At 57.8% G+C, this 22,371-nt stretch carries 22 protein-coding genes and 1 tRNA gene; 12 read left to right on the forward strand and 11 right to left on the reverse strand.

The features are described from left to right. Positions 1-8: 8 nt before the first annotated feature. A complete protein-coding gene (groL, locus tag A6070_RS02175; RefSeq protein ID WP_072286851.1) occupies positions 9-1,658 on the forward strand; it encodes a chaperonin GroEL in 1,650 nt (549 codons plus the stop codon). 95 nt (positions 1,659-1,753) lie between these two features. Here groL and A6070_RS02180 read toward each other — a convergent pair whose 3' ends face one another. Then, positions 1,754-2,731, reverse strand: coding sequence for a DUF814 domain-containing protein (locus tag A6070_RS02180; protein ID WP_072286852.1), 978 nt, complete (start codon positions 2,729-2,731; stop codon positions 1,754-1,756). Between the two features lie 233 nt (positions 2,732-2,964). Here A6070_RS02180 and moaA point away from each other — a divergent pair, with 233 nt between their 5' ends. Further along, the gene (moaA, locus tag A6070_RS02185) at positions 2,965-3,966 is read left to right on the forward strand and encodes a GTP 3',8-cyclase MoaA (RefSeq protein ID WP_083558643.1); all 1,002 of its coding nucleotides are present in this window, start codon (positions 2,965-2,967) and stop codon (positions 3,964-3,966) included. A 102-nt stretch (positions 3,967-4,068) separates the two neighbouring features. Here the strand turns inward: moaA and A6070_RS02190 are convergent, their stop codons facing one another. Next, on the reverse strand, positions 4,069-5,340 hold the full coding sequence (locus A6070_RS02190) for a (Fe-S)-binding protein (RefSeq protein ID WP_072286853.1): 1,272 nt from the start codon (positions 5,338-5,340) through the stop codon (positions 4,069-4,071). A gap of 79 nt (positions 5,341-5,419) precedes the next feature. Beyond that, positions 5,420-6,814 (reverse strand): FAD-binding oxidoreductase, encoded by a 1,395-nt coding sequence (locus A6070_RS02195; protein WP_072288101.1) that lies wholly within the window; start codon positions 6,812-6,814, stop codon positions 5,420-5,422. 264 nt (positions 6,815-7,078) lie between these two features. On the opposite strand from A6070_RS02195, the gene radA reads away from it, so the two are divergent. The 9 genes from radA (at position 7,079) to A6070_RS02240 (ending at position 15,955) form a co-directional block, all read left to right on the forward strand. Further along, the gene (gene radA / locus A6070_RS02200; protein ID WP_072286854.1) at positions 7,079-8,440 is read left to right on the forward strand and encodes a DNA repair protein RadA; all 1,362 of its coding nucleotides are present in this window, start codon (positions 7,079-7,081) and stop codon (positions 8,438-8,440) included. Then, positions 8,437-9,624 carry a poly-beta-1,6-N-acetyl-D-glucosamine N-deacetylase PgaB gene (locus A6070_RS02205; protein WP_072286855.1) on the forward strand — a complete coding sequence of 396 codons (1,188 nt, stop codon included), beginning with the start codon at positions 8,437-8,439 and terminating at the stop codon, positions 9,622-9,624. Before radA ends, A6070_RS02205 begins: the two co-directional genes overlap by 4 nt. Further along, the gene (gene moaC / locus A6070_RS02210) at positions 9,624-10,106 is read left to right on the forward strand and encodes a cyclic pyranopterin monophosphate synthase MoaC (protein ID WP_072286856.1); all 483 of its coding nucleotides are present in this window, start codon (positions 9,624-9,626) and stop codon (positions 10,104-10,106) included. Before A6070_RS02205 ends, moaC begins: the two co-directional genes overlap by 1 nt. A gap of 188 nt (positions 10,107-10,294) precedes the next feature. Next, positions 10,295-10,651 (forward strand): RNA polymerase-binding protein DksA, encoded by a 357-nt coding sequence (gene dksA / locus A6070_RS02215; RefSeq protein ID WP_072286857.1) that lies wholly within the window; start codon positions 10,295-10,297, stop codon positions 10,649-10,651. Between the two features lie 38 nt (positions 10,652-10,689). Continuing rightward, positions 10,690-11,799 (forward strand): hypothetical protein, encoded by a 1,110-nt coding sequence (locus A6070_RS02220; protein ID WP_145928187.1) that lies wholly within the window; start codon positions 10,690-10,692, stop codon positions 11,797-11,799. Next, positions 11,793-12,989 carry a sensor histidine kinase gene (locus A6070_RS02225; protein WP_236718901.1) on the forward strand — a complete coding sequence of 399 codons (1,197 nt, stop codon included), beginning with the start codon at positions 11,793-11,795 and terminating at the stop codon, positions 12,987-12,989. Before A6070_RS02220 ends, A6070_RS02225 begins: the two co-directional genes overlap by 7 nt. A gap of 20 nt (positions 12,990-13,009) precedes the next feature. After that, positions 13,010-13,085: transfer RNA gene (locus A6070_RS02230), tRNA-Ala, on the forward strand. An 838-nt stretch (positions 13,086-13,923) separates the two neighbouring features. Further along, the gene (locus tag A6070_RS02235; protein ID WP_072286859.1) at positions 13,924-15,273 is read left to right on the forward strand and encodes an aldehyde dehydrogenase family protein; all 1,350 of its coding nucleotides are present in this window, start codon (positions 13,924-13,926) and stop codon (positions 15,271-15,273) included. A gap of 280 nt (positions 15,274-15,553) precedes the next feature. Then, entirely contained in the window at positions 15,554-15,955 is a 402-nt protein-coding gene (locus A6070_RS02240) for a hypothetical protein (protein ID WP_072286860.1), read from the forward strand. A gap of 258 nt (positions 15,956-16,213) precedes the next feature. Here A6070_RS02240 and A6070_RS02245 read toward each other — a convergent pair whose 3' ends face one another. Beyond that, entirely contained in the window at positions 16,214-16,480 is a 267-nt protein-coding gene (locus A6070_RS02245) for a CPF_0552 family protein (RefSeq protein WP_072286861.1), read from the reverse strand. A 361-nt stretch (positions 16,481-16,841) separates the two neighbouring features. Between A6070_RS02245 and A6070_RS02250 the strand changes: the two genes are divergently transcribed. Continuing rightward, entirely contained in the window at positions 16,842-17,315 is a 474-nt protein-coding gene (locus A6070_RS02250; protein WP_072286862.1) for a dihydrofolate reductase, read from the forward strand. Here A6070_RS02250 and A6070_RS02255 read toward each other — a convergent pair. The 7 genes from A6070_RS02255 to A6070_RS15905 all read right to left on the reverse strand — a co-directional run bounded on the left by A6070_RS02255 (position 17,300) and on the right by A6070_RS15905 (position 22,158). Then, positions 17,300-17,932, reverse strand: coding sequence for an ABC-type transport auxiliary lipoprotein family protein (locus A6070_RS02255; RefSeq protein WP_072286863.1), 633 nt, complete (start codon positions 17,930-17,932; stop codon positions 17,300-17,302). The two genes, A6070_RS02250 and A6070_RS02255, sit on opposite strands and share 16 nt — an antisense overlap. Further along, entirely contained in the window at positions 17,929-18,915 is a 987-nt protein-coding gene (locus A6070_RS02260; RefSeq protein ID WP_072286864.1) for an MlaD family protein, read from the reverse strand. The genes A6070_RS02255 and A6070_RS02260 overlap by 4 nt, the downstream gene beginning before the upstream one ends. Next, on the reverse strand, positions 18,912-19,706 hold the full coding sequence (locus tag A6070_RS02265) for an ABC transporter ATP-binding protein (protein WP_072286865.1): 795 nt from the start codon (positions 19,704-19,706) through the stop codon (positions 18,912-18,914). Before A6070_RS02265 ends, A6070_RS02260 begins: the two co-directional genes overlap by 4 nt. Before the next feature lie 4 nt (positions 19,707-19,710). Beyond that, complete coding sequence (locus A6070_RS02270; RefSeq protein ID WP_083558645.1) at positions 19,711-20,871, reverse strand: ABC transporter permease; 1,161 nt, start codon at positions 20,869-20,871, stop codon at positions 19,711-19,713. A gap of 136 nt (positions 20,872-21,007) precedes the next feature. Further along, entirely contained in the window at positions 21,008-21,478 is a 471-nt protein-coding gene (locus A6070_RS02275; protein ID WP_072286866.1) for an RT0821/Lpp0805 family surface protein, read from the reverse strand. An 87-nt stretch (positions 21,479-21,565) separates the two neighbouring features. Next, on the reverse strand, positions 21,566-21,988 hold the full coding sequence (locus A6070_RS02280; protein ID WP_330220612.1) for a GDSL-type esterase/lipase family protein: 423 nt from the start codon (positions 21,986-21,988) through the stop codon (positions 21,566-21,568). Next, positions 21,892-22,158 carry an SGNH/GDSL hydrolase family protein gene (locus A6070_RS15905; RefSeq protein ID WP_236718902.1) on the reverse strand — a complete coding sequence of 89 codons (267 nt, stop codon included), beginning with the start codon at positions 22,156-22,158 and terminating at the stop codon, positions 21,892-21,894. Before A6070_RS15905 ends, A6070_RS02280 begins: the two co-directional genes overlap by 97 nt. Positions 22,159-22,371 lie beyond the last annotated feature (213 nt).

Consider the following 22,371-nt stretch of genomic DNA (forward strand, 5'->3'; position numbering starts at 1 on the left):
AAACAGATATGTCTGCCAAGGAAATCAAATTCGGACAGGATGCCCGCGCTCTGATTCTCAGCGGTGTCAATCAGTTGGCCGATGCTGTTAAAGTTACTCTCGGCCCCAAGGGTCGTAATGTCGTCATCGACCGTTCGTTCGGCGCTCCCCTGATTACCAAAGACGGCGTTTCCGTCGCCAAGGAAATTGAACTGGAAAACAAGTTCGAAAACATGGGTGCCCAGCTTGTCAAGGAAGTCGCTTCCAAGACCTCCGATGTCGCCGGTGACGGTACCACCACCGCGACCGTTCTGGCCCAGGCCATTTATCGCGAAGGGGTCAAGCTGGTGACCGCGGGCCACAATCCCATGGAAATCAAGCGCGGCATCGACAAGGCGGTTGAGTCTGCCGTAGCTTACCTGAAGGAACTGTCCAAGCCGATCAAGGATCACAAGGAAATCGCACAGGTCGGTACCATCTCCGCCAATAGCGATAAAACCATCGGTGACATCATCGCCGAAGCCATGGAAAAAGTCGGCAAGGAAGGCGTCATCACCGTCGAAGAAGCCAAAGCCATGGAAACCAGCCTTGAAACCGTGGAGGGCATGCAGTTCGACCGTGGTTACCTGTCTCCCTACTTCGTGACCGACGCCGAGCGCATGGAAGTGGTCATGGAAGACGCTCTGATCCTGATTCATGACAAGAAGATCAGCAACATGCGCGACATGATCAACGTCCTCGAGGCTGTTGCCAAACAGGGCCGTCCGCTGCTGATCATCGCCGAGGACATCGAGGGTGAAGCCCTGGCCACCCTGGTGGTCAACAAACTCCGCGGCACCCTCAACGTTGCTGCCGTCAAGGCTCCCGGCTTCGGCGATCGCCGCAAGGCCATGCTTGAGGACATCGCTATTCTCACCGGTGGCAAGGTGATTTCCGAGGAAGTCGGCTTCAAGCTGGAGAATGCCACCATCGACATGCTCGGCAACGCCAAACGGATCGTCATCGACAAGGAAAACACCACCATCATCGATGGCGCCGGCAGCGAAGCGGACATTCAGGGCCGGGTCAAGCAGATCCGTGCCCAGATCGAAGAGACCAAGAGCGATTACGATCGCGAAAAACTGCAGGAGCGCCTGGCCAAGCTGGTTGGCGGCGTTGCCGTGGTCAAGGTCGGTGCCGCTACCGAAACCGAGATGAAGGAGAAAAAGGCCCGTGTCGAAGACGCCCTGCACGCAACCCGCGCGGCCGTCGAAGAGGGCATCGTCCCCGGAGGCGGGGTGGCCCTGATCCGCTGCATCAAGGCACTCGAAGCCCTTGACCTGCCTGGTGAGCAGAAATTCGGTGTCAATATCGTCAAGCGCGCCATGGAAGAACCCCTGCGCCAGATTTCGGCCAACGCCGGAGCCGAGGGCTCCATTGTGGTCAATCAGGTCCGCGGCGGCGAAGATACCTTCGGCTTCAATGCGGCCAGCGACGAGTATTGCGATATGCTCGAAGCCGGCATTATCGACCCCACCAAGGTGGTGCGCAGCGCCCTGCAGAACGCCTCTTCGGTGTCCGGCCTGATGCTGACCACCGAAGCCTGCGTTGCCGAGCTTCCCAAGGAAGAAGCTGGCGGCATGCCTGGTGGTATGCCCGGCGGCATGGGCGGCATGGGTGGCATGGGCGGCATGATGTAATTGCCCTGACACTGTAGCGGTATAAACAAAAGCCCCCCGGAGAGATCCGGGGGGCTTTTGTTTTCCGTGAAATGCTGCTGGTTTGCCGGGGGCTTTCAGAGCACCTGCAGCAGAACGCTGCGATCCTGACTCATGGGGGCAACGCTCATCAGGCGTTCTTCGCCATCGTGGAACAGGCGCACAGTTACCTGCATCTGGTCGCGGCCTTTGCCGTAGCCGGCGACGATGGCGGCCGCCAGCAACAGGTCGTTTGGTGTCGGGTTGCCGCTGATCAGACCGGTCGGGCCGCGAAACTCCGGGGCATGCATCAGGATATAACCCGGACGGGCGGCGGCCTGCAGGTTTTCATTGTCTTCCTGGTTGCGCCCCAAGGTCAGCTTCGCCGAGCAGGAGAGGCGAAACTGTCGACCGAGTTTAAGGATTTCGATATCCTGTACGGTGCATTCGGGTTGATGTTCCAGCAGGTCCCGCAGTTTGCCGGTAAAGGACTTTTCCGTTAAAAGGCAACCGCCCCCGGATCCGGGATATTCATGCAGGTCCCATTGCCGGGCATAGTCCTCCTGGCGCTTGCGGGAACGGCCCTGGATGTCGAGAAGCTTTTCACGGGCAACCAGACCCTGTTCCTCCATTGCGGTTGGCGGCAGAAGCCGGGCGCACAAGGGGCGCAGAATGATGTCGGCGCAGCCGGCATGTTTGGCGACGGCCTGAAGGGCATTGTAGTTCTGGCTCATGGGGCGCTGGCCGAGAACTTCCCCGGAAAATAGAAAATCAAATTCACCACTTTGGACATGGCGCGCCGCCAGTCGGAACATCAGGGCGTGGCAATCGATGCAGGGATTGAGATTTCTGCCGTAGCCGTAGCGGGGTTTTTTCAGCATATCCAGGTGGATGTCGCCGATGTTTTCGACGATCAGTGGAATATCGATCTGGCGGGCGGCCTGTCGGGCCCGCTCCGCGCCGAAAAAGGGGGTCACGAATACGATGCCGGTGACCGCGACGCCCTGGCGTTTGAGGGTCAGGGCCGCAAGGGTGCTGTCGAGCCCCCCGGAAAAAAGACCGAGAGCTTTACTCATAACAAAATCAACCTCCGAAATTTCTGCACGCGAACCCGGGTTGTCTGAACCCTCCGAGACCCGTTCCGGTGCGGGAGCGGCATGGAAACTGTCCGTGGTTTCATTGATATCACCGCTGCTGCAGCGATACCTCTTGCCCTGTCGCGCTTTTTGGTGGTAATGTTTAGTTTGATCCGATAAAACGCAGTTTCATTTCTGTATACGAAATTCGTCTTGCCAGGGGCCTTACAACAGTGAAAAAGAGCAAAAACATATTGCAGGACAACTATGGGCGCACCATAGAGTATCTGCGGCTGTCGGTGACCGACCGGTGCAATCTGCGCTGTCGTTACTGCATGCCGGCCAGCGGGGTTGAGACCATCGACCATGCCGATATCCTCTCCTACGAGGAAATGTTGCGCGTGGTGGCGGTGGCGATTCGCTGCGGGGTCAAAAAAATTCGTGTGACCGGCGGCGAGCCGCTGGTGCGCAAGGGCATCGTCGAGTTCATCCGTGATATGTCCGATCTTTCCAAAAAAATTGAAATCACCCTCACCACCAACGGCATCCTGCTGGCGGACATGGCGGCGGACCTGCGCAAGGCCGGTCTGAGTCGGGTCAATGTCAGTCTCGATACGTTGCGGGAGGATCGGTTTTTGGAGATCACCCGTCGTGCCGGGCTGCAGAAAGTCATCGATGGCTTGCATGCGGCGGAGGCCGTTGGTCTTACGCCCCTTAAAATCAATATGGTTCCGATTCGCGGAGTCAACGATGATGAAATTGCCGATTTTGCCCGTCTGACCCTCGATCAGCCGTGGGAAGTCCGTTTCATTGAGTTCATGCCGGTCAGCGACGGTCTGGATTATACACCGGACAACATGTTCCCGGCCGCCGATATCATCAAGGCGCTGGAAAATGTCGGCAAGCTGGTTTCCGAGTTGCGGCAAGGCCCGGCTGGCCCGGCCCGCATGTTTCATTTTCCCGACAGTCCGGGTCATATCGGTGTGATTCCGGCGGTTTCCGAGCATTTCTGTGGCGAATGCAACCGCATGCGCATCACGGCCGATGGGCGCATCCGACCCTGCCTGTTTTCCACTGAGGAAATCGATCTGCGCGGTGCCTTGCGTCGCAACGCCAGCGATGCGGAACTCGAGGCAATTCTTCGCAACGCCGCCTGCGCCAAACCCGAACGCCATCACATCGGGGAAAAGGACTTCCGTCAGGGCAAGCGCCGTATGCACGGCATCGGCGGCTGAGACGTATTGCTTTCTGCTTCGTGCGGCCCCGGAAGCGTCAAGCTTCCGGGGCCGTTTCCGTTTTTGCGTGTCGTCACCGCCGGTCTCCCTTCGAGGCAAGGTTTATATTTTCTCCGCCGCCGCCAGACCGTCGGCTACCAGCTCCAGAACATGACATGCTTTTTGCGGCAGCCCCGCATGGTTGATGGCGTCCTGCAATTGCATGATACATCCCGGGCAGGCGGTCGCCACGATTTCGGCGCCGCTGTCCCGGATCCCTTCGGCTTTCAGGGCACCAAGCTGTTTGCTGACATCGTAATGGTAGACCGAAAACGTCCCCCCCAAACCGCAACAGGCATCGGCATTTTTCATATCGACCATGCGTACCGAGGGCAGCGCTGACAGCAAACGGGGAGGAGCATCCTTCAGCCCGGCCTGACGCAGATGGCAAGGCACATGGTAGGCAACGGGGCGCGGATTGTCATGGCGGGGCATGCGCAGCAGTTTTTCCTCTATTCCCTGCTTTATCAGAAACTCATGGATATCCATGACCTTGTCGGAAAGTGCCGCATGCTGCGGACCGAGGTCGCAAAAATGCCTGGTCAAACCGCTGTGGCAGGAGGCGCAGGCGGTGATGATGACATCGGCCTTGTGCGCCGTCAGGGCCTCCAGGTTGCGGTCCGCAAGCCGCGCCGCGGCTTGGCCGTCGCCGGCGCAAAGCGCCGGCAATCCGCAGCATCCCTGGTCTCTGGGGATGAGAATGTTCATGCCGAGATTCTGCAGGACGGCTACAACGCTGTCGCCGATTTCCGGAAGCACGTAATTGATCATGCAGCCGGTGAAAAAGGTCACCAGGGGTTTGTCGGGCTCTCCCGCGATGAATTCGGGATGGCTCTGGCGAAAAGTCCGGGGTGCGATTTCCGGGAGCGTGCGGTCTCGGCTGATGTAGGGCGCCGGAAAGCGCAGGCGCAGGCCGCTGCTGCCGGGAACGCGGCGCAGGGCCAGCCAGGAGAACATGCGACCCATTCGGGTCAGCAGGTTCATCAGCCAGGGGCGTTGCAGTACCGTGGCAACGCCGCGGCCGAACAGGGTCAGTCCCTTTTCCCGTCCTATGCGGCGTCGCAAAGCCAGAATAATCTGGTCGGTCGGCACCTGATTGGGGCATTCCTTGACGCAGCGGCCACAGGCCAGGCATTGGGAAATATCGCTGATAAACCGGCGGTCGAGATCGATCTTGCCATCCAGCAAAGCCTGTGCAAGGGATATCTTGCCCCGTGCCACCACCGCTTCGGACTGGACCTGGCTGAACACCGGGCAGTGTGCCCTGCAGGTGCCGCATTTGACGCATTCGCGCAGGTTTTTCCGGTAATCTTCTATGTCCTGATGTTTGCTCATGTATTGTTCCGTAGGGCGGTCGGGCCGCCTGGTGTTGTGCGTTTTCCTGGCTTCGGGCCCATCAACGGCGTGATCTCGATCATGCCGTTGGGCCATCAACCGGGAAGATTTTCCCCGGATTGAGGATCTGCTTCGGGTCCAGAGCGTGCTTGATGGTCTTCATGCAGGCCATGGTCGCCGGGTCAAGCTCCATGCCGAGGTAGGGTGCCTTGCTGGTGCCGACGCCGTGTTCACCGCTCATGGTTCCGCCGAGTTCCAGTGTCTTGGCGAAAATCTCGCGGATGGCCGTTTCGGCCTTTTCTTCCTGTCCCTGGAGGGAACGGTCGACCATGATGTTGACGTGAATGTTGCCGTCTCCGGCATGTCCGAAGTTGACGATGGGAATTTCCAGCCTGTTGGAAATGCTCTCGATGGCGCGGATCATATCGGGAAGCTTGCTGCGCGGCACGCAGATATCTTCGTTATATTTATCGGGATTGACTTTGCGCAGGCTTGGCGAGACGCTGCGCCGTACCTGCCAGAGCCGCTCGCTTTCCTCGTCGGTGGCGGCGATGCTGGTGTGCACCACGCCGAGCGGAGATGCGATTTCGAGGATGCGGGTGGCCTGCCGTTCCAGCAATTCCCGGTCGCCGTCGACCTCGATGATCAGCACCGCGCGAGCCGACTCGGGAATATCGAGGTTGGCATTCTGGCGCACGCAGGCCAGGGCCGTCGCGTCCATGAACTCGAGCGTGGTGGGAATGATTTTGCCGCGGATGATGTTCGATACGGCCTGGGCGGCACCGTCGATGGAATCGAACATGACCAGCATGGTTTTTTTGGCTTCAGGCCTGGGCAGAAGTTTGAGGATGATTCTGGTGATGACCCCGAGGGTGCCTTCGCTGCCGACCATCAGCTTGGTCAGATCGTAGCCGACCACCCCTTTCATGGTTTCTCCGCCGGTGCGGATGATGTCGCCGGTCGGGGTGACGACTTCCAGACCGAGAACGTAGTCCTTGGTGACCCCGTATTTGACACAGCGCGGACCGCCAGCGCATTCGGCGACGTTGCCTCCAAGTGTGCTGAATTTCAGCGAGGCGGGATCGGGAGGGTAGAACAAGCCCACCTCCTCCACCGCTTTTTGCAGGGTGGCGGTGACGACTCCCGGTTCCACTTCGGCGATGAGGTTGTCCTGGTCGATGCGCAGGATGCGGTTCAGCCGGGTCAGTACCAGGGCGATGCCTCCCCGGATCGGAACGCTGCCGCCGGTGAATCCGCTGCCGGCGCCCCGAGGGTAGACGGGGAGATTTTCAGCGTTGGCCATTTTCAGGATCAGGCTGACCTGTGCGGCGTCTGCGGGGCGCACGATGACATCGGGGAAAAATTGCTGCTGTGTGGCATCGTAGGAATAACAGATGCGATCGGCCTGTTCGGTGGAGACGTATTGTTTGCCGACGATATCCCGTAAGATAGTGATGATGCGGTTATCCAGCATGGCTTCGAAGAGGTCCTTCGTAAAGCGGTTTCCGTCCGCGGATGTTCGGAGACAAAACCGGTTGAAGATAAAAAGGCCCGGCACGATCCGGGCTTGCGACTGTCCAAAAGATGCAATATAGCAGAAAACGGCCTTCGAGGTCCACCCGCAGGTTGATTCTGCCGGTGCGAATCGCAATCGCGATTCCCGGGCATCGGTTCAGGGTGTCATTGACACCTGCCGGCAAAGACCATAAAATGGCGCCCTTATCGGGGAGAACATCGTTTGAAGATAAAGAGCTGTTACATCTGCCAGCACTGCGGTTACCAGAGTCCCAAATGGCTCGGGCGCTGTCCCGATTGCGGCCAGTGGGACGCCATGGTGGAGGAGCGGCGCGAGGCGGGCCCTTCGCAGCGTCGCGGAGGCGTTGCCCTCGCGTCTTCTGCCACGCCGCAGCGTCTCTGCGAGGTGGCGACCACCGCCGAGCAGCGCTGCCTGTGCGGCCTGTCGGAGCTCGACCGGGTGCTGGGTGGCGGTGTGGTGCCGGGATCTCTGGTGCTCATTGGCGGCGATCCCGGCATCGGCAAGTCGACCCTTTTGCTGCAGGCCGTCGACCGGCTGGCAGCTACCGGTGCGGTGCTGTACGTTACCGCCGAGGAATCCACACGCCAGGTCAAGATGCGCGGTGAGCGTCTCAATGTCGGCGCCGGCGACCTGTTCCTGGTCTCCGAGACCTCGCTTGAAATTATTCTGGAACGGGTGCGTGAACTGCGTCCCAGTTTTCTGGTGGTGGATTCCATTCAGACCATATTTACGGCCGATCTCGAATCGGCGCCCGGCAGTGTCAGTCAGGTACGCGAATGTGCCGGTCGCCTTATGCATCTGGCCAAGGGCCAGGGGGTATCGACCTTCATTACCGGCCACGTCACCAAGGACGGCGCCATTGCCGGGCCGCGCATGCTCGAACACATGGTCGATACGGTTCTTTATTTCGAAGGGGATGCCGGGCATCCCTACCGGGTATTGCGGGCGGTCAAGAATCGCTTCGGCTCGACCAATGAAATCGGCGTATTCGAGATGAAGGAGGGCGGCCTGGCCGAGGTGCCCAATCCCTCCGAGCTGTTTCTGGCGGAACGTCCCGAGGGGGCGGCCGGCAGTGTGGTGGTGCCGACCCTGGAGGGGAGCCGTCCGATCCTGGTTGAATTGCAGGCACTGGTATCGACCAGTAATTTTGGCCAGCCGCGCCGTACCGCCATCGGCATCGATCCCAACCGGGTGGCCCTGCTGGTTGCCGTGCTGGAAAAAAAGGTCGGACTTTCGATGCTCAACCAGGATATTTTCTTCAATGTCGCCGGCGGGGTTCGCCTGTCCGAGCCGGGCGTTGATCTCGGCGTTATCGCTGCCCTGGCATCCAGCCATTTGAACCGCCCGGTGCCTGCCAGCCTTATGCTGTTTGGTGAGGTCGGCCTGGCGGGCGAAGTGCGGGCCGTGTCCCGGCCGGAATTGCGGGTACGGGAGGCCGCGCGTCTCGGGTTCGACCGCTGCTATCTGCCTGCGGGCTGTCTAAAGGCGGTTGACGCGCCGCCCGGCATGGAGTTGCGCGGGGTGCGCTGCGTCGAGCAGGCACTGGACGAGGTGTTCGCATGAGATGTTCGCGCAGGGCCGTGCGTTGGATGCTGGTTGCCGGGCTACTGCTGTCGACCGCTCTGCAATGCGGCGCCGCACAGCACATCCGCGCAGCCCAGGTCAGCTATCTCGCCAGCCGCAACTTTCCCGAAGTCGCCGCCGAATTTGCCCGAATGCGGCGCATGGGGCTCGATACGGTAATCCTTCGCGTTTTCCAGCGGCCCGGGGATCGTTTCTATGCTTTTATCGAACCGCAGGCGCCCGCCGGAGTTTACTTCGCTACCGATGGGGCGCCGGTGGTGGCGGATGCTCTCGGCGCCCTGACGGAACTGGCGCACGCTGCCGGATTGAAGGTTTTCGCCTGGATGACCACGCTGAGCACGCCGTTGTCCGGAAACGAGGAATGGAAGGGGCGGCGCTATGATCCCGGCAGTGGTTGCATCATTCCCTGCGAGGCCCTCGATCCTTTTAATCCGGAAGTTCACCAGCGTCTGGCCGCTTTGTTCAGGGATCTGGCCCGTTATCCCATTGATGGCGTGCTGTTGCAGGATGACCTGGTGTTGCGCCAGACCGAAGGGTTCTCCCGTGCGGCCCTGAGTGCCAGTCTCAAGGATACCGGACGTTTTTATCTGCCTGGCGAGCTTTTCGCTGAAACCGTACGGGGTCCCGACGGCAAGGTGCGTGTCGGTCGTCTGGGACCGGCTTTTTCCGAGTGGGCGGTCTGGAAAAACCGCCATTTGCTGGGGTTGGCTGAACATTTACGCTCCGCAGCGCAGGAAGTGCGGCCGGGTTTGCCTTTTGCGCTGAATCTTCCCTATGAGGTGCTGACTTCCCCGCGGCATGGATTGGCGTGGTTCTCTCAGGATTACGCGCAGGCGCTGAAATCCGGTTTCGAATATGTGGCGATCATGGCTTATCACCGGCAGATGTCCGCGGAGCTTTCGTTGCCGGTAGCCGCGGCCATCGCCAAGGTTTCCGAGCTGGCTCAGGCCGGAGTTCGCGATTTGCTCAATCCGGCAGGATTGCTGCTCAAGCTGCAGGCGCGCGATTTCGTCAGCTCGCAGGATGTTTCGCCTGATGAACTGCGGCAGGTCGTGCGCGCCGTAGCCCCGGCCGGGCCTGTAAGCCTGGCGTTTTTTCCCTACCATTCTTCTCTCGGGCTGATGCCGGAGGAGATGGCACTATCCTGGACTGAGGAGGAATGATGAACGAAGGTTTGACCCATCTGGATGAAAACGGCAAGGCGATCATGGTGGATGTCGGCGAAAAGAATGCCACGGGTCGTCTGGCGATTGCCCGCGGTGAAGTGCGCATGAAGGAATCGACCCTGAAACTTATCATGAGCGGTGAGATGGCCAAGGGAGATGTGTGGGCGGTGGCGCGGGTTGCCGGAATCATGGCCGCCAAAAAGACCCCTGACCTTATCCCTTTGTGCCATCCGCTGTTGCTGTCATCGGTTTCCGTGGACTTTACGCCGCATCCCGGTCAAGGTCGCGTCGAGATCGAGGCCCGGGTGCGCGTGACCGGGCAGACCGGTGTGGAGATGGAGGCATTAATGGCGGTTGCGGTCGCGGGCCTGGCAATTTATGATATGTGCAAGGCGGTCGACAAGGAAATGGTGGTGTCTGAAATCCGGCTCATGGAAAAGCACGGTGGCAAGAGCGGCACTTTTCTCCGGCAGGAATGATTTTGTGTCTGCAAGTTGCGCAACTGGAGTTTCCTGTTAAATTTGGCTGTCAGGGTTTTCCGGGATGGCATCTGGAAAGGAGCCTCTGACCTGATACGGCCCGCTACAAGCGGCTACGAGCCATTTCTGTTGACTTGACAATCGATTTCATTTACATTTGCAAGCCCATATAGCACAAGGAGAATTGCATGGATCAGGAAACACTGAAAGAGTTCAAGGGGCTCCTTGAATCTCAGTTGGAAGCGCTGCTGCGGGATGCCGGAAAAACTGTTTCGGAGATGACCGATGACCAGAGCAATTTCCCCGACCCGACCGACCGGGCTTCCCTGGAATCGGACCGCAATTTCGAATTGCGCATCCGCGATCGCGAGCGCAAGCTGATTATGAAGATTCGCCAGGCCCTGGAGCGGATCGAGCACGGTACCTTTGGCGAGTGCGAATGTTGCGAGGAGCCAATTGGCATCGAACGGCTTCGTGCCCGTCCTGTAACGACGCTTTGCATCGACTGCAAAACAGAGCAGGAACGCAAGGAAAAGATTGGATGACCCTGCTCTTCTAGGAAATGGGCGGATCGGGGAGTGCGATGGCCTGCAATGAATGCTCGATTCTTCACCAGGTGTTGTGCATCGCTGTTGGCGAGCATCGTTCGCCCCTGGAAAAATGCAAAGAGATATTGGCTTGTCTGGAGCGCTCCCTGCCTGTGGCGGGAGCGTTTTTTTGGTACCCGGAAAGCGCGTCCGGCGTTGGTACCGCCATCGTGGCGGCATCGGACGCCAATGCTTCGCCACCCTGTGAAAGGCCCCGCCTTTTCGCCACGCAATCTTCCGACGGCTGCTGTCCGGTTGCCTCCCCGCCCGGTTTTTTTCATGTTGCCGCCATGGCATCAGGCCGCGAGTTGGGAATTCTCTCTTTCTGCCTTGCCGATTCTTTATCCCTGGCTCCACCCGTGCAGCAGTTGGCCGGAAACGTCAGCATGATCCTGGCTGACCAATTGCGGCAGCATCTTGACGGCCGTTCGCAGCAGCAGACGTTGCGCCATGCGCTTCTTCTGGCCGACCTGGCACGTGCCCTGGGAGGCACCGCGGATCTGGAATCGTTGCTGAATGAGATCTGGCGCGTGCTTGAAAGCGACGGTGGTGTGGCCTGCGTTATTCTTCGGCCGTTGCACGGCGCGGCAGTGCTGGGTCGGTCCCAGGTTCGCCTGAGTTCCCACCGCCAGGCCGATCTGGGTACTTTTGAGGGCATGGAACTGGACCTCGGTGCTCGCGTCCTTGCCGATACCCGGATGCACCTTGTCGCTGGTTCCGGTATGGCAGCTAAAGCCGTTTGCTGGCCGCTGGTATTTCAGGGGCGTTTGCGCGGCACCCTCTTCCTGGCTGAAGACGGGCGCTGTGGCGCCCTGGATCTGGGAACCCGGCAGCCTTTTCTGCACAAGCTGGCAGGGCTGGCGGCTCAAAACCTTGAACGGCTCGAAGCCCTGCAGGACCGCACCCTGCTGCTGCGGGAAAACACCCGAAAACTTCATGAAATTTCCCTTCTGTACCGCATCTCGAGAGCCATGCACGGCACCTTGCGCCTGGACGAGTTGATGCATCTGATTCTGTCGGCTGTAACCATTTCCTGGGGGGCGGCTTTGAAAGAGCGATGCTTTTTCTGGCCAATGAACGCAGTGGCGTCTTGCAGGGAATGGTAGGAGTTACGCATGTCTCCGCCCGCTATCTGTTCTGTCGGGAAGAGGGAGAGGCCGAATGGGAATTGCCGACAATTACGGCGGATATCTGCGAGCGGCAGAGGCAGGATGAATTCTGCCAGATGGTTTTCAAACAGCGACTTTCCCTCTCGGATAAAAACAATCCGTTGGCGCGGGCCTTGCTGGAGGACAGGCTGATCTTTATTACCGATACCCGAAAGGGAGAAGGGTCTTTCGGCCGGCTTTCAGAAACTCTTGGCTTTGACGCCTGCGCGGTAGTGCCGTTGCGTGGCCGGAGCCGTGCTCTTGGCGTACTGGTGGTAAACAGTTCCAGTCTGGACCGACCGGAGCTTCTGGCGCGGCGACGGTTTCTTGAACTGTTCGCCAATCAGGCCGCTCAGGCAATGGAAAATTCCATGCTGCTGAGCCGGCTCGAAACTTCTCATCAGGATCTGCGGGAGACTCAGGAGCGTCTCATTCAGGGGGAAAAAATGGCCGCTCTCGGCGAGACGGCGGCCTCCGTGACCCATGAACTGCGCAACCCGCTGGTCTGCATCGGCGGGTTTGCCCGCCGCCTGGCAAATGTCCTGCCCGAAGCGAGCCGGGAGCGGGAATACAGTGAGATTATTGTGCGTGAGGTGCGGCGCATGGAAGAGATGCTGACGAACATTCTCGCCTTTTCCAAAAAACAGATGTTGTGCATTTCCGAATGCGATATCATAAAAATGCTTGACGAGGTTCTGATTCTCGAGGATGATTCTCTGCGAAAAGGGAACATACGGCTGGTCAGGGAATTTGGCGAGGACGTGCCCCCGGTTCAGGGAGATGTCCAGAAACTGCGTCAGGCCGTGATCAATCTTATTGATAATGCCCGGCAGGCCATGCCCGAGGGGGGATCGCTCGTGGTGCGGGCATATAGCACTGTGTTGCGGGGAGATCGTGCCGCGGCGGTGGAGATAGAAGATACCGGCGGTGGTATTCCGGTGACCATTCTGCGCAATATATTCAATCCCTTTTTCACCACCCGCAAACAGGGTACCGGTCTTGGATTATCCATTGTGCATCGCATTCTGGAGCATCATCGGGGAGAAATTGAGGTTCAGAATACGGAACTCGGGGCGCGATTCGTTCTGCGTCTGCCGCATACGTCACCATCATGCCAGGCGTTGGACAGACATCGGCCGTTTTCCTGAAAGACGCAGGAAATGACAACGGGGCTGTAGCTCAGTCGGGAGAGCGACGCGTTCGCAACGCGTAGGTCGGCGGTTCGAGCCCGCTCAGCTCCACCAATAAAAGCACAGGGGGCCAGACACTGAATGTGTTTGGCCCCCTGTGCTTTTGCTTCGCGAAAATACCTCCGCCATGGGCGAAACAACATTTTCCTATAACCCGGAACGATCCGTTTTGAAAACGGTTACGAAACGCCGGAAGGTTGCCGGTTGGGGTTTTCCAATAATGAGGCAGGGTTGTTTCCTGTTCGGAAAATAACCAGGTTTTGAAGCCATTTCCGACATCCCGATAAACGGTCCCTGGCATCGGCGGCGTGGATAAATCTCGAAGGCCTGCTTGCAAAATCGATTGGGGATGGTAACCTGAAAAACAAATGGGACACACTGGCAACCACCACAGTCCAACTCTTGGCGCGCATGGTTTTTCCCTCCTGACCGGCGCGCATTTTTTTGTCCTGCGACCATTGTTCGATAGTGTCTGCCCTTCCGGGTTTTATAGTATGGAACACTGGATTGAAGGGGAGCTGTCGGGTTTGCCGTGCCTCGTTTTGAGGGTGGTGAGAATGCCCCTCTCCCGGGGAATAATTTACTTGCAAGGCATAAGGCACTCTGTTATAAGTACCAAATATCCAGGTTATGAAAGAGCTTGTGATACGCTGTTCTAGGTCGTGAGTTTCGGCGCAACGAAGATTGTTGCCTCGATGGTTTCATGGCTTTTACGTCTATATTGTTCATTTGCCTTATAGCAGGATGGTTGGCCTGCGCAGTCCGTGAACCTGTAAAACCCGGTTGCGGGTTGTCTACCCGCGCGCCTTTTGTGCGGAAGCGCTTGTTTTATGCGTTTCTTTAGATGTCTGGGTAAGGTGAACAATCAACAACAAGACTAGGAGGATTAGGTATGGCTAAGGAAATGATCGACCAATTGGTAGCCAACGCTCGCAAGGCTGCCGACGAATTCAAGCTCTTCACCCAGGAACAGGTTGACAAGATTACCGCGGCCATGGATGCGGCCAGCGTTGCCAACGAAGTCAAACTCGCAGAGATGGCCGTTGAGGAAACCGGCATCGGCCGCGCTGACCACAAAGCCATCAAGAATCATCTTGGCGCCCATGTGGTGTACGAGTATTTCAAGGACAAGAAATCCGTTGGCGTCATCAGGGAAGAAGATGGCGTGAAGTACGTGGCTGAGCCTTTTGGTGTGCTCGCCGCCGCAACGCCGACGACCAACCCCACTTCGACCGTCATGTTCAAGGCTCTGATCGCCATGAAGACCCGCAATGCGATCATTTTTGCCTGCCATCCCCGCGCGCAGAAGTGCAGTGTCGAAGCGGCGAGAGTTTTGCGCGACGCGGCTGTCTCTGCCGGTGCTCCAGAGCACTGCATCCAGTGGATTGAAACCCCCTCCATTGAAGCGACCAATCTGCTGTTCAAACACCCGGGCGTGAACCTGATTCTGGCCACCGGCGGCAATGCCATGGTTAAATCCGCTTACAGCTCCGGTCACCCCGCGATTGGCGTCGGCGCAGGCAATACCCCTGTGTTTATCTCGAAATCCGCCAAACTCAGCGTCGCGATCAATAACGTCATCGCTTCCAAGACCTTTGACAACGGCACCATCTGCTCCTCCGACCAGTCGGTGATTTTCGACGATCCGGCCATCGCTGAAAAAGGCGTGAAGATGCTGGTTGAGCGAGGCGCCTATCTGGTCAATGACGAGCAGAAGGCAAAACTCGAAGCGGTTATGTTCGACAAGGAAAGAGGCGTTCCGGCCGTGGCAATCGTAGGTAAATCGCCCCAGGTTATTGCCAAGATCGCCGGTTTCGAGGTCCCTGAAGATGTCAAGCTGCTGCTCGTGCCCCTGAAGAGCATTGGTCCCGAGGACTGGTTCAGCCACGAAAAACTGTCTCCGGTGCTCGGTTACATCAGCTACAACAGCACCGATGAAGCGATTGAAGCAGCCAAGACCCAGCTTCGCTGGGGTGGCGCCGGCCACACGGCCGTTATCCATGCACAGGACGAAAAGGTCATCGACAAGTTCGCCCTGGAGATCCCTGCCAATCGACTGCTCCTGAACCAGCCTGCGGTACACGGCAGCATCGGGCTTATCTACAACAAGCTTCCGCCCTCACTTACCCTGGGTTGCGGTACCGATGGCAACAACTATCTGGGCAACAACATCAACTATACTGACCTTCTGAGCATCAAGTCGGTCGCCCCACGCATCGTCGATTACGAAAGAGACGAATAAGACCGACTCTGAAGATCGGCAACTTCAAAGAGTTGCCGGTCACGTATCAGGATAGGCTGGGAAGTGGGACTTTTCCATGGGAAAAGTCCCACTTCGTTTTTTATCCAGGCTCTTTATGAGGTTTCTGAATAGCCTTTTGCGGACCATTGCAGTTCCGGTGGGTTTTTATTGCACTGTCTTTTATGTCCTTGTTTCAGGACAGACTTGTTTATCGCAATCGTTTTGGTGTAAATGTATTCCTTTCCGCAAGAGGGGTTACGTATAATCCAGGGAGGTGGGCATGGATAAAAAAGACGGTCAAAAAAAATCGATGTATTTTCGTCCCGGTTGGGCGCGGGCGCTGGATATAATGTTTCGCAGCCTGCATATCGGAGTTGCCGGGGTTATGCTGGGCGGCGTCATTTTTAATCAACCGCTCAGTGATTTGCATTTCTGGGGCAGGCTGACAGTTGTTACCGGCCTCGGTCTGGTGGCTTCGGAGTTATACCAGACAAGACACTGGCCTTATCAGGGGGCAGGCATCATGGCCATGCTGCATGTCGGTTGTGTCTTTTTGCTGCACCTGTGGCTGCAGTTTGCCGAACAGTTGCTGTGGGCGGCCATGATTATTGGTGCAACGGGAAGCCATATGCCGCGCAAATACAGACATTGGTCCTTGCTGCACAGGCGGGTGCTTGAGTGAGCAGGCGTTAGAGATCCATCCGAAACCATGGAACGGAAAGGCGGCAAAAGGTTGCCGCTTTCCGCCATGATTTATCTAGTTTTCATCCGGAAACGGCCCTTTTCCGCCGTGGCGGCGTCAATCCGCAGGCTTGCTTGTGCGGCGTACCGATGTACGCCTCCGCGCAACCCCTTGATTTCCTTGCCACAACGAAAAATTGCTCGTTTCCCATATGAAAACTACGCTGGTATCCATCCGGAGTTTCCGGATGGATACTATCTATGGATGTTCAAAGACCATGCGTTGTACCGAAACACCTTCGATCTTTTCGAGCCTTTCGGAGAGTTCCTCGATTTTTACGGTTTCGCCGATCATTTCCAGAAGAATCAGGCCGAACCCCGCGCAGAAATTTCCTGTAACTTCATGCAGTCCGATGCGGGTTTTAATGTTGCAACCATAATCGGTCAGTAATTGCTGAACGTCGGATGCGCGTTTGATGCGATTGTCCACGTGAACTCCGAGTATGAAATGGTGGTCCTGTGCCATGTCGTTCTCCTTTCGGTTGGAAAACCTGCCGTCCGATACAATTCTGAGGCCTGCAAAAGGCTGCCTGGCCGTTGTCTCTTCATCCCGTTTTATGCTTTGCGCAGGCGTTGCAAAAATCTGGTCGCAGACATATCCAGGATTTTCCTGTCAGTAATAAAACCCATGGAAATTGTATCAATCCTTGAACGGCCGGCAAGCGGACCTGAAATAAACCCCTGGATTTAAGCGATCAGCAAAAAGGGTGGGGGCAACCTTGTGTCATATGACTTCAACAGAAAATCAACAGATCCCCGTCTGTGCCCCAGGCAGGATAGGCGAGGGGAATTGCTGGCGGTGAGAAGTGTCTTATAAAGGGTGCGCCATGTATGACGTTGAGCTGATTATTATCGCGGCCATGACCCGTAGCGGCATCATCGGCCAGCATGGAAAACTTCCATGGCATATCCCCGAGGAGTTGGCTCTGTTTCGCCGTCTTACCATGGGACATTGCCTGATCATGGGAAGGAAAACCTTTATTTCGCTGGGACGCCCCCTGCCGGGACGCACTAACATTGTCGTCAGCCGCGGTATGCCTCCGGTCCCTGGCGTCATGGTGTGCAGGGATTTCGACAGTGCTGTGCGGCGGGCTGGCCAGGAGTCGCAAAAAGTGTTTTTTATCGGCGGACGGGACGTTTATCGCCAGGCACTTGCGATTGCACACCGCATGCATATTTCCTGGATCGATAAGGCGTATCCGGGTGACTGCTTTTTCCCACCTGTGCGGCAGGACGAATGGCTTGTCGTTTCGGAACAGGCGTATGCTGAATTCCGCCACGTCGTTTATCGGCGCCGATGATCCTCGATGGCAACGATCAGATCTTTTTCCAGGTTTTCCAGTATCCGGGTCAATGCGCAGTCCCATGCCTTGATGAGGGCGTCGGGTGAGTTGTGGCCTGCGGGGATTTCACTCCGATAGCGGCGCCTGAGAAGGACCGGGTTTTCCACGGCAGGATGTTCGAGGAGCAAAAACGCGATTTCCAGAATGGCTGAAGGCTGTTCCTGACGGTAATCGGCATACAGATCGATGATATGTCCCTGCAGCAGATAGTCGGGAGGCAGGGGCCCCGCCGATGCTCCTGCCATCGACAGGCCGGGACTTGCCGCCAGCCAATGTACCACCTCTTCCTGGATCAGACTGGCGGGCGCGATCAGAAACTGATGGTAGTAGTCCGTCTGGTATCGCGATGCCCCTTTGCGATACACAAAGCTGCGGCTGTTGAATCGTGGGGAAATGCGCATGGGCGTGACCTGCAGTACGGCGGATCCGCTCTTTTCACCAGGTTTTCCCGGGCGCTCCGCCGTAAACACATAGCTGATGCGTTCCGCGGGGCGCTCGCCAAGGCGCAGGCACCCTGTCAGCATCCATCCGCTTATCATCATACACACCAGGATGCGAGATATATTTGAGTTCATTTCAAAGACTCCACGGGGGCTGGCGGCGCTCCGAATATTGTCTGGGCGGGATAGTCGCGGGCATTTTCCGACATGTCGAGCAGGTTTTCCGAGGTCTGCCGAAAGTTGCTCAGCGTGGTTTCAATGGTCTGCTGTTCAGCGGTCAGCAGGGCGCTTATCTGCCGCAGGCTCTGTCCCAGGGGCGCCAGCTCCCGGGGGAGTTCGGTTGTCAGGGTTTCAAGCTGGCGGGCGCTGTGTGACAGGGAGCGTGACAGTTCCGGAAGGGTGGCGAAAAACTGCTGCAGGGGAGCTTGCCCGCCGGCTAGCAGAGTATCGATACGATTGTTGGTGGTCCGCAGTTCCTTCAACAATGCTAAAGACTCGTCGCTGATCTGCGAGATATGCGCTTCCTGCATGGCCTGGTTGAGGGCGGCGACAGCCTGCCTGATGCCGCTGCTGACTGCGGCGATATCGAGACTGTCGAGATTCTTGAGGATTTTATCGATAGCCTCGGTGTAGCGAGTGATGTTGCTCGGCGCCGAGGGAATATAGGGGTATATCGGTTGCCAGTCGATCTTGAGGCCGGGCAGCTGATCGGACGGCAGGTAATCCGCTTCCAGAAAGGCCATGCCGGTCACTCCCTGAAAGGCCAGGCGAAAACGCAGCCCCTGATCGGTCTCGGCCTGCAGCCCTCGCTGAACCACTTTGGCGGTGCGCCCCAGGGAACTGGATGCCAGGGCAATGCGCACCAGCACATAACGTTTGTTGGTGTCGTATACGGAATCAACCAGGGTGATCGCCTCAACTTTGCCGACCTGGACTCCCCGCAGTTTCACGGCCGAGCCGATGTCGAGGCCCTGGACCGATTCATCGAAATAGGTCTCAACCAGAATCCGTTTCTGAAACAGGTTGCCAGCACCCAGAACAATAAGCGACACCACGGCGATAAGGCTGGCACCAATGACGAACAATCCGATCTTGACATAGTTGGCCCGTTCACTCATGGGACGGTTCTTCCTTCCTGTGGCTTGCTCGGGAGCATGGGTTCCCGATGGAAAAAGGCCCGCACCAAAGGATCGCTGCTGGCATCGCGCAGCTGCTGCGGTGGTCCGGCGGCGACAATGCTTTTGGTCTTATGGTCCAGCATAATGACGCGGTCGGCAATGGCATAGATGCTCGGCAGTTCATGGGTAACGATAACAAAGGTCATGGCCAGACTTTGCGCCAGCTGTAAAATAAGCTGGTCCATTTCCGCGGACATGACAGGATCGAGGCCTGCCGTCGGTTCGTCAAGAAACAGAATCTGGGGGTCGAGTATCATGGCGCGGGCGATGGCGGCCCGTTTGCGCATGCCGCCGCTCAGTTCCGCGGGCAGGTAATGCCCGAAACCGCCAAGGCCGACCAGTTGCAGCTTCATCGCGGCGATAAGGTCCATGGCCGCACTGGGCAGATGGGTAAATTCTTCCAATGGCAGCCGTACGTTTTCCATGACGGTCAAAGAGCCGAAAAGGGCACCGTTCTGATACATGACGCCAAAGCAGCGTAGCAGTTCTTTTCGCAGGGTACCCTCGGTTTGCCATAGATCCTTGCCATTGATCAGAAGCTGTCCATCCATGGGTTGATACAGTCCGATCATGTTTTTCAGCAGAGTGCTTTTCCCGCACCCGGAGCCCCCCAGTATGACGAAGACTTCCCCTTGTTGGACGTCGAAGGACAGGTTCTGCAGGATCGGTGTGGCGCCGTATCCGACGGTTAAATTTCGTGCCTCTATAATGCGGTCGCGCGTTTGAGCCATGGGGTCAGATCCCGAGATAGTAGTAGGCTACGGCGAACAATCCGTCGGTGATGACGATCAGGATAATGCCGGAAACGACAGCGCGGGTGGCCGCATCCCCTACGGCGCTGGCACCGCTACGGGTTTTCAGACCGTAAAGGCAGCCTACGCCAGCGACGATCAGAGCGAATACAATGGTTTTGGCCAGGCCACCCACCAGGTCGCCGAGATTGGCGGCTGACTGGATCTGGTTGATGTAGGAAACCAGCGGATAGCCCAAAGACAGAAGGACCACGGCACCGCCAACCAGTCCCATGAAGTTGGCAAACAGGGTCAGCAGGGGCAGCACGATGATGGTTGCCAGCACCCGGGTAACAACCAAAAAGGGTATCGGAGCCAGCCCCATGGTAGTCAAGGCGTCGATTTCCTCGTTGATTTTCATGGTTCCCAGTTCCGCAGCGAAGGCCGAGCCCGAACGCCCGGCAAGCAGCAGGGCGGTCATTAGCGGACCGAGTTCGCGCAGCATCGACAACGCCGTGAGGTTGGCGACGTAGATTTCCACGCCGAACTGGCGCATGGGAATGGTGGCTTGAAAAGCCATGATCAAGCCGATCAGGAAACTGATGAGGCCGACGATGAACAAAGCGTTGACGCCGGCTTTTTCCATGGTCAGCCAGACTTCGGACCATCGGATCGTGCGAGGCTGTCGTGCGGCGCGGAACAGTGCCACGGCCAGTTCGCCGGTAAATCGCACCATGTCGCGTATGCCCTCCCACGCCTGATAAGCAAGGCGTCCGGCCTCTTCCGGCAGGCAGCAGGGTTGTGGCCGGCTGGCGCGAAGCCGGGTGAAATCCTCGGGCCGGTAAAGTGTCCACAGCCCGGCGAATTTTTCTTTCAATCCGGTCAGCTCGTATTGCGCATCGCGGCGTATCTGCCTTCGTGCCAGTTCCATCAGCAAACCGAAGCCGGCGCCATCGCAGTGCTCCAGACGGCTGGCTTCAATGCGCAGAATCCGTGGAGAGGTTCTTTCCAGAATTTCGTCAAGGGGGTCCCACAACAAGGACACGGTTTCCGCATCCAGTCTGGAGCCGAAGGACAGTGCCAGCACTTCGGCATCGCTGGCCAGGATTTGGCATGCGTCACCGGCAAAAGAGGGGAGGTCGATTTTCCGGGTGGGCTTGCTCATGCATCCGCCTGTTGTAAGCATGGCCGGGTGATTCCGCCGTGGATGCCGCCGGAAGTTCCGCGCATGGGTTGCCTTGCCGGTCAACAGCCACAGGATAAACCCCGGCGTGTTTCAGGTTCGTGTCAGGCAGCTCCGGTCAGCGGATGATTTTCCATGTGCCATCCGGTTGGCGACAGGCCGTGCCGTAAGCTTGCTGCTGCTGTCCGCCGATGATCACGTTCTGCAGATACTCGCGGCAATACTGTCCGCCGGGCGTCTGGTAGGTTTCAATCGGTGTAATGCTGCCGTAATTGCCCGAGTCAGGGTTGCGCCAGCTTGTGGATTGGCGGGTCGGCGTGTATTCAAGGGCATACTGGGCATTTTGCTGCATGGCCAGCTGGTCCGCGCGATCAAGGGACTTGCCTACTTCCTGGCCAAGCAGGGCGCCGGCCAGGGTGCCGACAGCGACGGCGATCAGGGTGCCGCGCCCGCCCCCGATCTGCGATCCGATCAGGGCGCCGGTTCCGGCTCCGATCAGTGTGCCGCCGGTTTCCTTCGACCCCATGGTCCCATAACAACCGCTAAGCAGGAGCAGAAATGCGCAGCACGCAGAAACGGTTTTTTTCATGACATCCTCCCCGATAAAAAGGCTGGATTTGCGGCCGTCAGCGCCGCTTGATATTCTTGTCTAACCATAACCGTCCCCGGTGGACTGTCAAGGCTGCGACCCGGCGGGGGCTGAGCCTTCCAGAGCACGCAGCATGTCGATGACCAAAGGCCGCAGGCGTTTGGCGATTTCCCGGGCGCCCCTGGCATTGGGATGCAGGCCGTCCTTTTGCAGCAACATTGGGTTGCCCGCCACGCCGTCGAGATAGTCGGGATAGAAGGGCACCGCATGACGGCTGGCAAGTTCATGGAACAGCGACACAAAACGAAAATTGGTATCCGGTCCCAGGTCACGCAACGGTCGGATGCCGGCAAACAGCGCCGGAATGTTTCTGGCGGCCAGGATGCCGAGCATGGCGTCGAGGTTGGTTTTTGTTACAGTGAGCGGCAGGGCTTGCAGATTGTCATTGGCTCCCAATTCCAGGATGACCAGATCAGGGTTACAGCCCAGTGCTTTTTCAAAGCGTCGGATTCCCCCTCGGTCGTTTCGCCGGGAACGCCGGTGTTGATGAAGGAAACATCGAAACCTTCTTTTATCAGGGTGCTTTCCAGGCAGGCTGGAACAGTTTTGGATGGTTGCAGTCCCCAGCCCGCCGTGAGGCTGTCGCCAAAGGCCAGGATGCGAACAGGTTGCTTGGGCATGACAGTCTCCCTGGCGCCAACCGGAAAAACGTCAATCCTCGTGTGCGCGAATATCATCAGGAGAAAAACAACCGTTAAAAGACGCGATTGCCTCCTACTATAATCCAGCCGGGCAGGGCAAGGCAAATCATTCCGGTAACTTGGCGAATTGATACGGAGCGAAGGCATCCGTTTTCAGGAGAAGCGGTGGGAGGCCGAAGAAGAAACTTCGTC

Origin of the sequence: Syntrophotalea acetylenica, from assembly GCF_001888165.1 — a bacterium.
Taxonomy (GTDB): domain Bacteria; phylum Desulfobacterota; class Desulfuromonadia; order Desulfuromonadales; family Syntrophotaleaceae; genus Syntrophotalea; species Syntrophotalea acetylenica.